General features: G+C 43.4%; 11 protein-coding genes. 8 read left to right on the forward strand and 3 right to left on the reverse strand.

Features of this window, described 5'->3' with window-relative positions; all coding sequences use genetic code 11:
- Positions 1 to 25: 25 nt before the first annotated feature.
- Genes lon through ACYQ5K_RS06700 form a run of 3 tightly spaced genes read left to right on the forward strand, consistent with a single transcriptional unit; the run spans position 26 to position 3,580 of the window.
- Entirely contained in the window at positions 26 to 2,365 is a 2,340-nt protein-coding gene (lon, locus tag ACYQ5K_RS06690; protein WP_178025295.1) for an endopeptidase La, read from the forward strand.
- Complete coding sequence (yihA, locus tag ACYQ5K_RS06695; protein WP_195231141.1) at positions 2,355 to 2,957, forward strand: ribosome biogenesis GTP-binding protein YihA/YsxC; 603 nt, start codon at positions 2,355 to 2,357, stop codon at positions 2,955 to 2,957. The genes lon and yihA overlap by 11 nt, the downstream gene beginning before the upstream one ends.
- Positions 2,958 to 2,959: 2 nt before the next feature.
- A complete protein-coding gene (locus ACYQ5K_RS06700) occupies positions 2,960 to 3,580 on the forward strand; it encodes a peptidase C39 (protein ID WP_459777395.1) in 621 nt (206 codons plus the stop codon).
- Between the two features lie 424 nt (positions 3,581 to 4,004).
- Here ACYQ5K_RS06700 and fucO read toward each other — a convergent pair whose 3' ends face one another.
- From fucO to ACYQ5K_RS06715, 3 genes are all read right to left on the reverse strand, one after another.
- Positions 4,005 to 5,150, reverse strand: a complete 1,146-nt coding sequence (fucO, locus tag ACYQ5K_RS06705; RefSeq protein WP_118218149.1) for a lactaldehyde reductase — start codon at positions 5,148 to 5,150, stop codon at positions 4,005 to 4,007.
- A 116-nt stretch (positions 5,151 to 5,266) separates the two neighbouring features.
- Positions 5,267 to 5,827, reverse strand: a complete 561-nt coding sequence (locus ACYQ5K_RS06710) for a TetR/AcrR family transcriptional regulator C-terminal domain-containing protein (protein ID WP_173687641.1) — start codon at positions 5,825 to 5,827, stop codon at positions 5,267 to 5,269.
- Positions 5,828 to 5,839: 12 nt separating this feature from the next.
- Positions 5,840 to 7,189: an MATE family efflux transporter gene (locus tag ACYQ5K_RS06715; RefSeq protein WP_117835648.1), complete on the reverse strand. Its 1,350-nt coding sequence runs from the start codon at positions 7,187 to 7,189 to the stop codon at positions 5,840 to 5,842.
- A gap of 175 nt (positions 7,190 to 7,364) precedes the next feature.
- Here ACYQ5K_RS06715 and ACYQ5K_RS06720 point away from each other — a divergent pair, with 175 nt between their 5' ends.
- The 5 genes from ACYQ5K_RS06720 (at position 7,365) to ACYQ5K_RS06740 (ending at position 14,142) form a co-directional block, all read left to right on the forward strand.
- Complete coding sequence (locus ACYQ5K_RS06720) at positions 7,365 to 8,102, forward strand: peptidylprolyl isomerase (RefSeq protein WP_243259223.1); 738 nt, start codon at positions 7,365 to 7,367, stop codon at positions 8,100 to 8,102.
- A 226-nt stretch (positions 8,103 to 8,328) separates the two neighbouring features.
- Positions 8,329 to 9,168 carry a C39 family peptidase gene (locus ACYQ5K_RS06725; protein ID WP_173687640.1) on the forward strand — a complete coding sequence of 280 codons (840 nt, stop codon included), beginning with the start codon at positions 8,329 to 8,331 and terminating at the stop codon, positions 9,166 to 9,168.
- 229 nt (positions 9,169 to 9,397) lie between these two features.
- Complete coding sequence (locus ACYQ5K_RS06730; protein WP_173687639.1) at positions 9,398 to 10,306, forward strand: trans-4-hydroxy-L-proline dehydratase activase; 909 nt, start codon at positions 9,398 to 9,400, stop codon at positions 10,304 to 10,306.
- A gap of 4 nt (positions 10,307 to 10,310) precedes the next feature.
- Positions 10,311 to 12,683, forward strand: a complete 2,373-nt coding sequence (hypD, locus tag ACYQ5K_RS06735) for a trans-4-hydroxy-L-proline dehydratase (protein WP_459777396.1) — start codon at positions 10,311 to 10,313, stop codon at positions 12,681 to 12,683.
- Positions 12,684 to 12,900: 217 nt separating this feature from the next.
- Positions 12,901 to 14,142, forward strand: coding sequence for a M20 family metallo-hydrolase (locus tag ACYQ5K_RS06740; RefSeq protein WP_459777397.1), 1,242 nt, complete (start codon positions 12,901 to 12,903; stop codon positions 14,140 to 14,142).
- Positions 14,143 to 14,228: the final 86 nt, after the last annotated feature.

Below are 14,228 nucleotides of genomic sequence, written 5' to 3' on the forward strand. Positions count from 1 at the left end.
TTTATTTAACAGGAGAAAAAACTATATGAACAGAACAGAAAGTCTGCCAATGGTTGCCCTGCGGGGAATGACAATTCTGCCGGAGATGGTGGCACATTTTGATATCAGCCGGGAACGCTCGATTGAAGCAGTTCAGGAAGCGATGGCAAGCGACCAGAAGATTTTTTTGCTGACACAGAAAGATGTGGAAGTGGAAAATCCGGGAGAAGCGGATCTCTACCGTGTGGGAACAGTTGCGACAGTAAAACAGATCATCAAACTGCCAAAGCAGATTCTGCGGGTGCTTGTATCAGCAGAAGAGAGAGCGGTTTTAAATACAATAGAATTTAACGATCCGTATCTTCGGGCAAATATCACGATCCCGGAAGAGAGTGATCCGGATATTGCAGGCGAGATCAACCGGGAAGCGATGATGCGGGGACTTAGGGATCTGTATCTGGATTATGCGGCGAGAATGCCGAAGATCACAAAAGATATGGTAAACCAGATCAAAGAGATCACGGATCTGAAAAAGATGGTGAATCAGGTGGCAGCGAATATGCCTCTGGATTACCGGGAATTGCAGGAAATCCTGGAAGAACTTGATTTTGACAGACGTTACGAGCTTATTTCCTTTAAGCTGGTCAATGAGATGCAGATCATGAACATCCGCGATGAGATCCAGATGAAGGTGAAAGAGCGTGTGGATAAGCATCAGAGAGAATATATCCTGCGCGAACAGTTGAAGCTGATCCGTGAAGAGCTTGGTGAGGATACTACAATTTCCGATGCGGAGGAATTTACACAGAAGGCAGAAGCGCTGGATGCACCGGATGAGGTAAAAGAAAAGCTGAAAAAAGAGATCGGCAGATTTAAAAATTCCATGCAGAGTCCGGCAGAAGCGGGTGTGATCCGTACATATATCGAAACCATGCTGGAAATGCCATGGAATAAGCGGGCTGAGGATTTCACAGACATTGCATATGCGAAAGAGCTTCTGGAAGCAGAACATTACGGACTGGAAGAGGTTAAAGAACGTGTGCTGGAATTTCTGGCAGTACGTGCTCTTACGAAAAAGGGTGACAGCCCGATCCTGTGTCTGGTAGGTCCTCCGGGAACTGGAAAGACATCTATTGCAAGATCACTTGCAAAAGCATTGAAAAAACCGTATGTGAGAATTTCTCTTGGCGGTGTCCGTGATGAGGCTGAAATCCGTGGACACAGAAAAACTTATGTTGGTGCAATGCCGGGACGGATTGCAAACGGTATTAAGAGCGCCGGGGTAAAGAACCCGTTGCTCCTTCTGGATGAGATTGATAAAGTCAGCACAGACTATAAGGGAGATACTTTTTCTGCGCTTCTGGAGGTGCTGGACAGTGAACAGAACAACCGTTTCCGTGATCATTATCTGGAAGTCCCGGTCGATCTGTCTGAGGTGACATTTGTGACGACGGCTAACTCGCTGCAGACGATCCCCCGGCCACTTCTTGACCGTATGGAAGTAATTGAGGTCAGCAGTTATACGGAGAATGAAAAGCTGCATATTGCGACAGAACATTTGATTCCAAAGCAGTTGGAAAGACATGGACTTACAAAAGAACAGCTTACGATCAGCAAGGGTGTGATCTGGAAAATTGCGCAGAACTACACCAAGGAAGCCGGTGTGCGTCAGATGGAGCGTGAAATCGGTAATATCTGCAGGAAAGCTGCCAGAGAGATCTATGAACATGATAAAAAGAGAGTTCAGGTAACAGAGCGGAATATTGAAAAGTATCTTGGAAAGGAAAAGTACACCTATCAGATGGCAAATGCAGAGGATGAAGTAGGAATCGTCCGTGGACTTGCATGGACCAGTGTAGGAGGAGACACCCTGCAGATTGAAGTGAATGTAATGCCAGGAAAGGGCGAGATCATTCTGACGGGACAGCTTGGCGATGTGATGAAAGAGTCCGCACAGGCAGGAATCAGTTATATCCGGTCGATCAGCAGTAAATATAAGGTTGCTGAAGATTTCTTTGAAAAACATGATATCCATATCCATATTCCGGAAGGGGCAGTTCCGAAAGATGGACCTTCAGCTGGTATTACGATGGCGACTGCAATGCTTTCTGCAATCACAGACAAAAAAGTGCGTGCCGATCTTGCCATGACGGGTGAGATTACGCTGCGGGGAAGAGTACTTCCGATCGGAGGACTGAAAGAGAAGCTTCTGGCGGCAAAGAATGCCGGAATCAGGACGGTACTTGTACCGAAGGAGAACAAAAAAGATGTGGATGAACTTTCTTCTGAGATTACGAAGGGACTGGAGATTATTCCGGTATCGCAGATGGAAGAGGTTCTGAAGATCGCGCTTGTGCGCACACGGAGGAAAAACGATGGTAATTAAGAATGTAAATCTGGAAACAGTATGTGGAATTACAAGTAAACTGCCGGATCACACCCTGCCGGAGATCGCATTTGCCGGAAAATCCAATGTCGGCAAATCCTCTCTGATCAATGCACTGATGAACCGGAAGGCGCTTGCCAGAACTTCGGCAAAACCTGGAAAAACACAGACCATCAACTTTTACAATATCAACGAAGAAATGTATCTGGTTGACCTTCCGGGATATGGTTATGCAAAGGTTTCCGAGCAGGAGAAGGCACAGTGGGGAAAATTGATCGAACGTTATCTTCATGGCTCTAAACAGCTGCGAGCCGTCTTCCTTCTGATCGATATCCGTCATGATCCATCTGCGAATGATAAGATGATGTATGACTGGATCGTAGATCAGGGATTCAATCCGATCATTATCGCGACAAAGCTTGATAAGCTGAAGAGAAGTCAGGTACAGAAGCAAGTAAAGGCAATTAAGACCGGATTGAAGCTGCTTCCGGGAACCGTTGTGATTCCTTTCTCTGCAGAGACAAAGCAGGGACGGGATGAGATCTGGAATCTTGTAGACACAGAATTCCTGAGAAAAGGAACGGAGGAATAACCTTGAAAAATCCACTGCATTATCAGTTTTCGGATTATGATTGTGGACCGACGTCCATGCAGAATGCGATCAGCTATTTATTTCCAAGGGAGGAAATCCCGCCGGAAATTCTGAGAAATATCATGCTTTATTGCCTGGATTGCTACAGTGCGGAGGGAGTTGCCGGAAAAAGTGGCACTTCCTGTGCGGCAATGATGTTTCTTAGCAACTGGCTGAATGGATTTGGGAAGACGGGACAACTTGCAATCTCTGCAAAATATCTTCATGGGGAAAATGTCTATCTGGATGATACCAGTTATATCAATGATGCACTGCATCGTGGTGGTGCAGTTGTTGTAAGGCTTTTTCTGGATGAGTGGCATTATGTGCTTCTTACCGGGGCAGAAAATGGAATAGTTTATATGTTTGATCCGTATTACAGGGAAGAGCCTTTTGAGGAAAAGGAGGTTGTACTTGTGACGGACAAGCCGGACCGGTATAACCGGATCGTACCGGAGGAGATGTTTAACCGGGAAGTACTGGAACTGTATTCTTTTGGACCGGAAGAAGGGCGGGAAGCAGTGCTTTTGTTTAATGAGAAGACGAAGTTGTCGGAAGAAAAGACGATAGAGTATTTTATTTGATGGGGGATTGGTTTGAGGGACGCGCCCGAATCGCCATACATCTTGTTTGGATGCGGTTCGGTGCGCTGGCAGTTCTTGAGGTTCTGTAAATTTGTTAAGGGCATTCCGTGAAATCCATAACTCGCGCGGCGCGCTCAGACAGATGGATTTCACGGAATAACACAAATTTCCACAACCTTAAGAATTGCATCAGCTCCCTCAATGCATCCAAACAAGATGTATGGCGATTCGGGCGCTGATACCTCAAGTGGGTTGCATCAACTAAGATACGGGGAGAAAAAGTTCACCCCCACAAATTTCGCTTTTAGCGGAATTTGTGGGGGTTGCTTTTTCTACTTTGTTGGTAAGCAAAGCAAGTGGAATATCAATTTATAGGATGTGAATATTATTTTGCTTTATTACCAGACTATGTATATTTTGTTCTTTACATCAGTTTTCTGAAGAGATCTTTGAGGTCTTCTACGGATGCGTCTTTTGGATTTCCAGGTGCGCAGGCGTCGGCGTGGGCGGATTCTGCGAGGAACTGGAGATCTTCTTCTTTGAGGGCTTCGAGTTTGGATGGGATTCCTACGTCTTCAGAGAGTTTGCGGACTGCATCTACAGCTGCTTTTCTGTATTCTTCCTGAGACATATTATCTACGCCTTCAACTCCCATTGCGCGGGCGATTTCACGGTATTTTTCTCCGGTGCAGTCTGCGTTGTATTCCATTACGATCGGAAGCATCATTGCACATGCAACACCGTGTGGTGTGTCATAGACTGCTCCAAGGGTATGAGCCATTGAGTGAGCGATTCCAAGACCTACGTTTGAGAAGCCCATTCCGGCGATGTACTGTCCAAGAGCCATTCCTTCTCTTCCTTCTTTGGTGTTTTCAACAGCACCGCGGAGAGATTTGGAGATAATCTCGATTGCTTTTAAGTGGAACATATCTGTCATTTCCCATGCGGCTTTTGTGGTGTAGCCTTCGATCGCATGAGTTAATGCATCCATACCGGTTGAAGCGGTCAGTCCTTTTGGCATAGAGGACATCATTTCCGGGTCTACAACAGCGATGATCGGCATATCATGTGGGTCTACACAGACGAATTTACGTTTCTTTTCTACATCTGTTACTACATAGTTGATCGTAACTTCTGCAGCAGTACCGGCTGTTGTCGGAACGGCAATGATCGGAACGCAAGGTTTCTTTGTCGGAGCTACACCTTCCAGGCTTCTTACATCTTCAAATTCCGGGTTTGCGATGATGATACCGATTGCTTTGGAAGTATCCATAGAAGATCCGCCACCGATTGCGATGATGTAATCAGCACCTGAATTTTTGAAAGCCTGTACACCGTGCTGTACGTTCTCGATAGTCGGGTTTGCTTTGATATCAGAGTAGATTTCGTAAGCAAGTCCTTCTTTGTCTAAGATATCTGTTACTTTGGAAGTAACATTGAATTTGATCAGATCCGGGTCAGAACATACAAGAGCTTTTTTGAAACCGTGAGCTTTTGCTTCTGTTGCAATCTCTGCGATTGCACCTGCTCCGTGATAAGATGTCTGATTTAACATAATTCTGTTTGCCATGATACATATCTCCTTTTCGTTTATGGTAAAACCACTTGTTTCTGATACTATTTTAACAATAAGAAGGCGGTAAAAAAAGTTACAGAATATGAAAAGTGTAACATTTATACAAAAGCTTAAGACAAAATATGCAAATTAGTGAAGAGTTGCACAAGTTTTTCCGGCATGCCAAGTACCAGTTGTTTTGCAAGCTGCGCAGGCGGAAAATTCATTCCGCCAAGCAGCCATTTGACAGTCATGTAAATCGAGCCACGGCAGTACATCTCTAAAAGAAATGAAGTTTCTGCATCCGGGCGTCTTCCGGTTTTCTGGAAAATAAGGTTTGAATAGAATTCCAGAATCAGTTCAAAATCATGTTCTTTTAAAGAGTTCTGATCGTCAGAGCGGAATGCTGCAGCGAAAAACAGGTGCTCTTCCTTTAAATATTCAAATTTTTTGACCAGTCCGTCATAAACAGTGGTACCTTCGCCCATATGTTCAAATGATTTAAGAAGAAGTTTGTCAAAATACCAGTTGATCAGATCATATTTATCAAGAAAATTGCGGTAAAAGGTCTGGCGTGTGACGCCGCAGACTTCCACAATCTGGCGGATGGTGATATCATCGACAGAAGTGGTCTTCATGCAGGTTTTCATTGCTTCGGCGAGCCGGTATTTGGTAGATTCGGATTTGGCCATGTTCAATTCTCCTTAATCGTAAGCATGTTTTTTTCTATATAAATAGTACGGTATGATCAAAGCTGTGGTAGTGATCCAGGAAATCGGATAACTAAGCATTACACAGGTTGTGGTATGGTGTGCCGGTAAGACAAACATAATCCACGGAATACGGATCAGACATACGCCGCCAAGTGTGATCAGTGTCGGCAGCAGGACATCGCCGGTTCCGCGAAGTGCACCGGAGAGAACTTCAATAAATACATAAATAGTGTAGCACGGTGCCATAAAACGCAGCATATCAATACCGATATTGATCACATTTTGATCTGTCGTAAAAATTGAGAACAGTGGGCGGCAGAAGATGGCTAAAAACAGAACGATCCCTCCGCATACAGCCACTGCCATTGCAAGGCAGATACGGACACTTTTGAAAATGCGGTCTTTTTTTCCTGCTCCGTAATTCTGACCGGCAAAGGTTGTGATCGCAATTCCGAATGCTCCGTTGACTGTCCAGAAAAGCGCATCTAGTTTACCAAAAGAAGCCCATGCAGCGGCAGTATCGGTTCCGAAACCATTGATCGCTGCCTGAATAATGATATTGGTAATACTGTACATAAATGCCTGCAGTGCACTTGGAATACCGATGCGGAATTCCAGACGCAGCTTCAAAAGGTCTATGTGCAGTTTGCTCAGATAAAGCTTGCAGTCATCATATTTTTTCATCAGTGCATTGGTGACAAGGATTGCACTTACTGCCTGTGAAATAATGGTCGCGATAGCGGCTCCGACAATTCCCATATCAAATACGATTACTAGTACCAGATCGAGGATGATGTTTAGAAAACAACAGATGATCAGGTAATATAGTGGTCTGCGGGAATCACCGATGGAGCGCATGATGGCTGAGCCTATATTAAAGATCAAGGTACCGAAGATACCTAAAAAGTAAATCCGCAGATAAAGAATAGAATCCGCAAGTGTATCTGCAGGTGTATCGATGAGCTTCAAAAGAAATGGTGTTAAGGCCCATCCGAGTATTGTAAATACAATACTGAGGATAACGGAAAAAGCATAAGCGGTATGCAGACTCTTTTGCAGATTCCGCTCATCCTTTGCACCATAAAACTGGGAAACAATTACAGATGCACCGCTTGCAAGTCCCGTAAAACATCCGATGATCAGATTGGAAAGAACGGCAGAAGATCCCCCGACTGCGGCAAGTGCGCCCTTTCCGACAAAACGACCGACGATGACAGCATCTACGGTGTTATAAAGCTGTTGAAACAAAGTTCCAACTACAATAGGAAAGAAAAAAATCAATAATTGCTTCCAGATAACTCCTTCGGTAATCTGATTGGTTTTTGTACTTTCGTTTGACATGTTAATAACCTCCAATGAAAAAACTAAAAAAACATACCTAAACGAAGTATAACATGAAGTCGGAAGAAAAGATATCAGATGAAGAGAAGTTTCATAGAAATAAAACCAACTTTGACTAACACCGTATGAAATGGTACAATTGAAACACTACGAGAAAAAGGAGTACAAAGAAATTATGGAAAAAACAGTTGAAGCAGTAATCTGCGGACATGAAATTACATCAGCAGAGGTAGATGCATTTATCGCAAGCCTTCCGAGAGAACAGCAGGTATACGCATCCCATCCGGATTTCCGCAAACAGTGTGTTGATCAGCTGATCGCAGTTTATGCACTTGCAAAATATGGTGAAGAAGAAAAGTTAGACGAGACAGAAAAGTTTAAAGCAATTCTGGAAAATGCAAGAAAAGATATCCTTGCACAGATGGCGATCGGCAAGATCTTTGAGGAAATCACAATTTCAGCTGAAGAGATCAGAGAATATTTTGAAGCAAACAAAGCAAGATTTGCAAAAGGAGTATCTGTTCATGCAAAACATATTCTGGTTGATTCCGAAGACAAATGTAACGAACTACTTGAATCCATTGTAAGTGGTGGGAAAGCATTTGAGGATGTTGCAAAAGAATCTTCTACCTGCCCGTCAGGAGCAAACGGTGGAGACCTTGGCGAATTCGGAAAAGGACAGATGGTCAAAGAATTCGAAGATGCCGCATTTGCAGCAGAAATCGGACATGTGGTTGGACCGGTCAAGACACAGTTTGGATACCATCTGATCAAAGTGGAAGATAAGAAAGAAGCCGAAGATGCGAAGCTTGATGATGTAAAAGAGCAGATTAAGAGTGAGATCATGCAGAAAAAGCAGCAGGAGGCTTATACCGCGAAGGTGGAAGAACTGAAGAAGAAATATATGGCATAGTATTTGCCAGGATTTCATTCGATTGATAAAAAACAGCAGGACAGATTAATTTTTATCGGATCTGCACCCATTGCGCAGGCAATCCTTCTATCTGGAATCACTTGTGCTGCCAACTCTCATTTATGAAATATTTGTGAAAACTCCCCCGCAGATTTGACGAAACACGAAAAAAGTTGTAGTATATATGACGGAATTGTTACAGAAGTATTAAGAAACGGAGGTACGGATGCAGATTCGCAGTGCAGCAAAATGGATCGCAGCGGCAGCAGGGATATTGGTTGGCGCCGTTATCGTAGGATTTACATTAAAAGATACTACATATATAGAAGCAAAATTGGAACAGATCAAAGGAGCAAGACAGTCTGTTACAGCAGTGGAGAAAACGACAGCAAAGACGCAGAAGATAAAAAATGCGGAAATAGTGAAAGAGACACCCCTTCCAGAGAGTAGCTGTATTTCTGATTTTGCATTTACAGGACAGATGCCGGAGCTTCCTACCGGATGTGAGATCACATCTCTTACAATGGCTTTGAATTATTATGGATATTCTGCAGATAAGATGGCAATGGCACTCGAATATTTACCGACAGTTGGATGGACCAACACTTATTACGGAGACAATGAAACTTTATATGGAAATGATATTTACAATTATTTTATAGGAAATCCACAGTCTGAGACGGATGGATTAAGCTGCGGAGCGGGAGCAATCGTGACGGCAGCAGATGGCTATCTTGCAGATAATGGAAATGCAATGAAAGCAGAGGACGAGACAGGATCAGAGCCGGAACAGCTGTATCGTTTTGTAAGTGAAGGAACCCCCGTGGTTGTATGGGGAACAATTGGTATGGAAGAACGTCAGATAATGGAAAGCTGGAATACGGAAGATGGAAGAGAAGCCAGCTGGGCGATGAACGATCATTGTGTTGTACTGATTGGATACAGTGTAGACAGTGTGACTGTTGCAGACCCGATCGAAGGGATTGTGAGCTATGACAGAGCACAGTTTGAATCGGCTTTTTGTTCCAGAGGTAATCAGTGTGTGATTTTGAAGAATGTACAATAGAGAAGTGGGAGGTACTTTGCAGATAAAAACAGTCTGTGAAGTATCTCTTCTTTATATATGTGATGAGCTGAGTGCAGAGTTTCGTCTACTTAAGGAAAGAAGATCAGGATTGTAAAAATATTTGAGAAGAAGTTTGCCAAAGGATTGACAATTATTTGTTTTTTTGGTATCTTTAGACTATGGTACAAACGTTAGTCTAAAAAGAAAAATGACAAGAAGGAGAGCTACCATGAATTTAGTAACGAATATTCAGAAGTATTCGATCCATGACGGAGATGGAATCCGTACTACTGTATTTTTTAAAGGATGTCCATTAAAGTGCGAGTGGTGTCACAACCCTGAGACACAGCGTTTTGAGAGAGAACTTCAGTGTGATAAAGAAAAGTGCGTCGGATGTGGAACCTGTGCGAAGGTCTGTCCGAACGATGCCATCACTATGGTAGATGGAAAGCCGGAGCTTGACAAAGAGAAATGTCAGCTTTGCGGAAAATGTGATAATTTCTGTCCGCAAGGCATTCGGGAGATCGTAGGGCAGGAGTATCCGGTAAAGGAACTGGTTAAAGAGCTGATGAAAGACCGGATGTTTTATGAACAGTCCGGCGGTGGAGTCACACTTTCCGGCGGGGAAGTGATGGCGATGTCAACGGATTATATTTTACAGATCGCGAAAGCACTTAAAAAAGAAGAAATTTCGCTTACCATTGACACCTGCGGATATGTTTCGTATGATAAATTTGAAGCAATTTTACCGTATGTAGATACGTTTTTATATGACGTAAAAGTGATGGATCCGGAATTACATAAAAAGTATATCGGAGTTGACAATAAGCTGATTCTGGATAACCTGGTGAAGCTTTCGGATGCAGGGGCAAGGATTTACGTCCGAATCCCGACAATCAAAGAAGTGAACGGCAATGTGCAGAACATGGAAGATACCATTCATTTTCTGAAGAAACACGGCATTCATCCGGCACAGGTCAATCTGCTGCCTTACCATAATACAGGAAGCAGTAAATATCCGAAGCTGGGTATGGAATACAAGGGAACTGATTTACATGCACCGGAAAAAGAAGAGATGGAAAGTTTTATAAAGCTTTTTCAGGATGCAGGGTATACCAACACAAAAATAGGAGGATAAGAAAATGGCAAGAGGCATGAATGAAAGAATTCAGAAGCTGAGAGAATTGAGTGTTACAACACCGGTTCACATTGATCTCGAAAGAGCAAGAATCGAGACAGATTTTTACAGAAAAAATGATGGAAAATATTCGATTCCGGTTATGAGAGCCATGGTATTAAAAGAATATTTTTCAAAGAAGACACTTTATCTGGGAGACGGTGAGCTGATCGTTGGTGAAAAAGGAAAAGATCCACAGGCTTCTCCTACATTCCCGGAACTTTGCTGCCACAGCAAAGAAGATATGGTAGTTATGAGTGAACGTGACCTCGTATCTTTCCATACAACAGAAGAAGATCGTGAGATCCAGGAGAAGGAAATCATTCCTTACTGGTCAGGACGAAGCATGAGAGAGAAGATCCTTGCAGCTATGACTCCGGAATGGAATGACTGCTATTCAGCAGGTATGTTCACAGAGTTTATGGAGCAGAGAGGACCTGGACATACATGCGGTGGTGAACAGAACTTTAAAGTCGGATATCAGGAGTACAAAGAAAAAATCAAAAAGACTATGGATGCGCTGGATTTCATGAATGATCCGGAAGCTACCGATAAAATGGAAGAACTCAAAGCGATGGATATTGCATGTGATGCAGTAATCATCCTTGGTGAGAGATATCACAAACTGGCTCTTGAAATGGCAGAAAAAGAAGCAGATCCTACTCGTAAGAAAGAATTAGAGCAGATTGCAGCCAACCTGGAAGTTGTACCGGCTCACAAACCGCAGACCTTCTGGCAGGCAATCCAGTTATACTGGTTTACACATCTTGCGGTTACAACAGAACTGAACCCATGGGATGCATTCAGTCCGGGACGTCTGGATCAGCATCTGATTTCTTATTATGAAGCAGATACAGAAGCAGGAATCCTTGATGACGAGAAAGCAAAAGAACTGCTTGAATGCTTATGGATCAAATTCTACAACCAACCGGCACCGGTTAAGGTTGGTATTACCTTAAAAGAAAGTGCTACTTATGTAGACTTTGCGAATATCAATACAGGTGGAGTTACACCAGATGGTAAAGACGGTGTAAATGCAGTCAGCTACCTGATCCTTGACTGTATGGATGAGATGAAGCTTGTACAGCCGAACTCTAATGTAACTATCAGCAAGAAAACACCGGCACGTTTCCTTAAGAGAGCATGCGAGATCTCAAGAAAAGGATGGGGACAGCCAGCATTCTACAATACAGAAGCACAGATCATGGAGCTTGTTAATGCAGGAAAGACTCTGGAGGATGCCCGCCGTGGTGGATCTTCAGGTTGTGTAGAGACAGGTGCATGGGGAAGTGAAGCATATATCCTGACCGGTTATATGAATATTCCGAAGATCTTCCAGCTGACTCTTTACAACGGTTATGATGCAATGTCAGGCAAACAGCTCGGACTGAAGCTTGGTTATGCAAAAGACTTTAAGACATTTGATGAACTGTGGGATGCATTCAAGAAACAGATGAAGCATTTCATCGATATCAAGATCCGTGGAAACAACGTAATCGAGAGATTATATGCAGAAAATATGCCGGCACCGTGTCTTTCCGTTGTAACAAACGACTGCATCAGTAATGCAAAAGATTACAATGCAGGAGGAGCAAGATACAACACGAACTACATTCAGGGTGTTGGTATTGGAACCGTTACAGACTGTATTGCAGCTGTTAAATACAATGTATTTGACAAGAAGAACTTCACAATGGAAGAACTGATCGAAGCAATGGATCACAACTTTGAAGGATACGATGCAATCTACCGTATGGTTCATGACAAGACACCAAAATATGGTAACGATGATGACTACGCAGATGATCTGATGCAGGACGTATTCTATCTGTATCATGACCTGATCACAGGACGTCCGACTATGAGAGGCGGAAAATACGGAGTCGATATGCTTCCTACAACCTGCCATGTTTACTTCGGAGATGTGATCGGAGCAACAGCTAACGGACGTAAAGCACATATCCCGGTTTCAGAAGGTATTTCACCGGAGAAATCAGCAGATGTAAATGGACCGACAGCTGTTATCAAATCATGTGCTAAGATGGATCATCTTGCTACAGCAGGAACACTTCTGAATCAGAAGTTCACACCGAACGTTGTAGCAGGAGAGAAAGGTCTTGACAATATGGCAAGTCTGATCCGCAGCTACTTTGCAATGGATGGACATCACGTACAGTTCAACGTTATCGACAGAAAGACTCTGCAGGAAGCGCAGAAGCATCCGGAAGATTATAGAGATCTGATCGTGCGTGTTGCAGGATACAGTGATTTCTTCCGTAACTTAAGCAAACCGCTTCAGGATGAGATCATCAACCGTACAGAGCAGTCATTCGAATAGAAAATAACCAGAGAAATTGAAAAAGGTTAAATAAAGGAAGAGACAGGAGCACCGCAATGCAGAGAGTAATCTGTGTGTGGTGCTTCTGTTATTTTTTGAACTGGGAAGAAAAATTTTGGTAAGAATATCGTGGATTTTGAGAGCTATTTGATGTACTATCAAGATAGAAAAGAGAGTGGGAGCAGAATGAAAATTACAGTAGAAAGGAGTAATAGATATGCAGATCAAGCAGGAGCGATTAAAGGAAAGGATAGAGCGGATCAATGAGATGAGCCGGGATGAGACAGGCGGTTATACACGTCTGGCGTTCGGCGAAAAAGAGACGAAAGCGCGGATGATGGCAAAAGAGATGATGCTGGAAGCAGGACTGGAGGTAGAAATCGATGCAGCTGGAAATCTTATGGGACGCCTGTATCCGGATAACTGGAATGAAAAGGAGCTGCATGGTGTGATCGCAACAGGTTCCCATATCGATACGGTACGAAATGGAGGAAAATTTGACGGATTACTCGGAAGTATAGCAGGGATTGAAGTGGCACAGTGCCTGAAAGAAAATCATGTAAAATTAAAAAGCCCGTTTGAAGTAATTCTTTTTACAGATGAAGAAGGTGCCAGATTTAATGCAGGTATGGTTGGAAGTAAGGTAATTGCCGGTCTTGGAATGGAACGACGGCTTAGTGAATATACAGACAATGAGGGCATCAGTGAAGAGGCGGCAATGCAAAAGTGCGGATATCATCCGGAAAAACTGGAAGAGGCAGCGCACGCAGATAAATATGAAAAATTTGTTGAACTTCATATTGAACAGGGAATTGTGCTGGAACAGGAAAGCAGGCAGATAGGGATTGTAACCGGGATCAAAGGTCCATACTGGATTGAAGGAAGCTTTGAGGGGGAAGCAAATCATGCAGGCGGCACACCGATGAATATGCGGAAAGATGCAATGACGGCTGCTGCAAATTATATTGCAGAAGTAGAAAAAATAGCATCCCGTCTGGGAGATATGTTTGTGGCAACAGTAGGAACACTCAAAGTACATCCGGGTGGAATCAATACGATTCCGGGAAGAGTAGACTATACGATCGACATCAGAGATACAGATATGGAGCGCAGGGCACAGGGAATCCGAGAAATAAAAGAAGCGGCAGTGAAAATTTCGGACAGATTTCATGTAGAGAGTACCCAGAAGTGTCTGAAAGATGCAAAGGCAGAGATGATGAATGAAGCAATCGTAGACACAATCGAAGATGTATGCAAAAAGCGGGGATATACATATATGCGTATGCCGAGTGGTCCGTTTCATGATACCTTATCGATGGCACATATCTGTGATGTGGGAATGATTTTTGTGCCAAGTATCGGAGGCGTGAGTCATTCACCATATGAAGATACGGCATGGGAAGACGTATTTGCAGGAGCGCAGGTGCTGGCAGATACCATGGGAAATCTTGTCGGTTAATTTGAAGCAGAAACGGTATGTATTTGTCCGAATATTACAATTGAAATATTGACATAGGAAAATGGTTGTACTATCATCTGATTAGT

This window comes from Allocoprococcus similis (assembly GCF_054660775.1).

What these genes read in the sequence shown, in the direction of transcription:
- ACYQ5K_RS06730 (WP_173687639.1), top strand. Translation starts at nt 9,398, where the DNA reads ATGAATTTAGTAACGAATATTCAGAAGTATTCGATCCATGACGGAGAT.
- ACYQ5K_RS06725 (WP_173687640.1), top strand. Translation starts at nt 8,329, where the DNA reads ATGCAGATTCGCAGTGCAGCAAAATGGATCGCAGCGGCAGCAGGGATA.
- hypD (WP_459777396.1), top strand. Translation starts at nt 10,311, where the DNA reads ATGGCAAGAGGCATGAATGAAAGAATTCAGAAGCTGAGAGAATTGAGT.
- lon (WP_178025295.1), top strand. Translation starts at nt 26, where the DNA reads ATGAACAGAACAGAAAGTCTGCCAATGGTTGCCCTGCGGGGAATGACA.
- ACYQ5K_RS06720 (WP_243259223.1), top strand. Translation starts at nt 7,365, where the DNA reads ATGGAAAAAACAGTTGAAGCAGTAATCTGCGGACATGAAATTACATCA.
- yihA (WP_195231141.1), top strand. Translation starts at nt 2,355, where the DNA reads ATGGTAATTAAGAATGTAAATCTGGAAACAGTATGTGGAATTACAAGT.
- ACYQ5K_RS06715 (WP_117835648.1), bottom strand. Translation starts at nt 7,189, where the DNA reads ATGTCAAACGAAAGTACAAAAACCAATCAGATTACCGAAGGAGTTATC.
- ACYQ5K_RS06740 (WP_459777397.1), top strand. Translation starts at nt 12,901, where the DNA reads ATGCAGATCAAGCAGGAGCGATTAAAGGAAAGGATAGAGCGGATCAAT.
- ACYQ5K_RS06710 (WP_173687641.1), bottom strand. Translation starts at nt 5,827, where the DNA reads ATGGCCAAATCCGAATCTACCAAATACCGGCTCGCCGAAGCAATGAAA.
- fucO (WP_118218149.1), bottom strand. Translation starts at nt 5,150, where the DNA reads ATGGCAAACAGAATTATGTTAAATCAGACATCTTATCACGGAGCAGGT.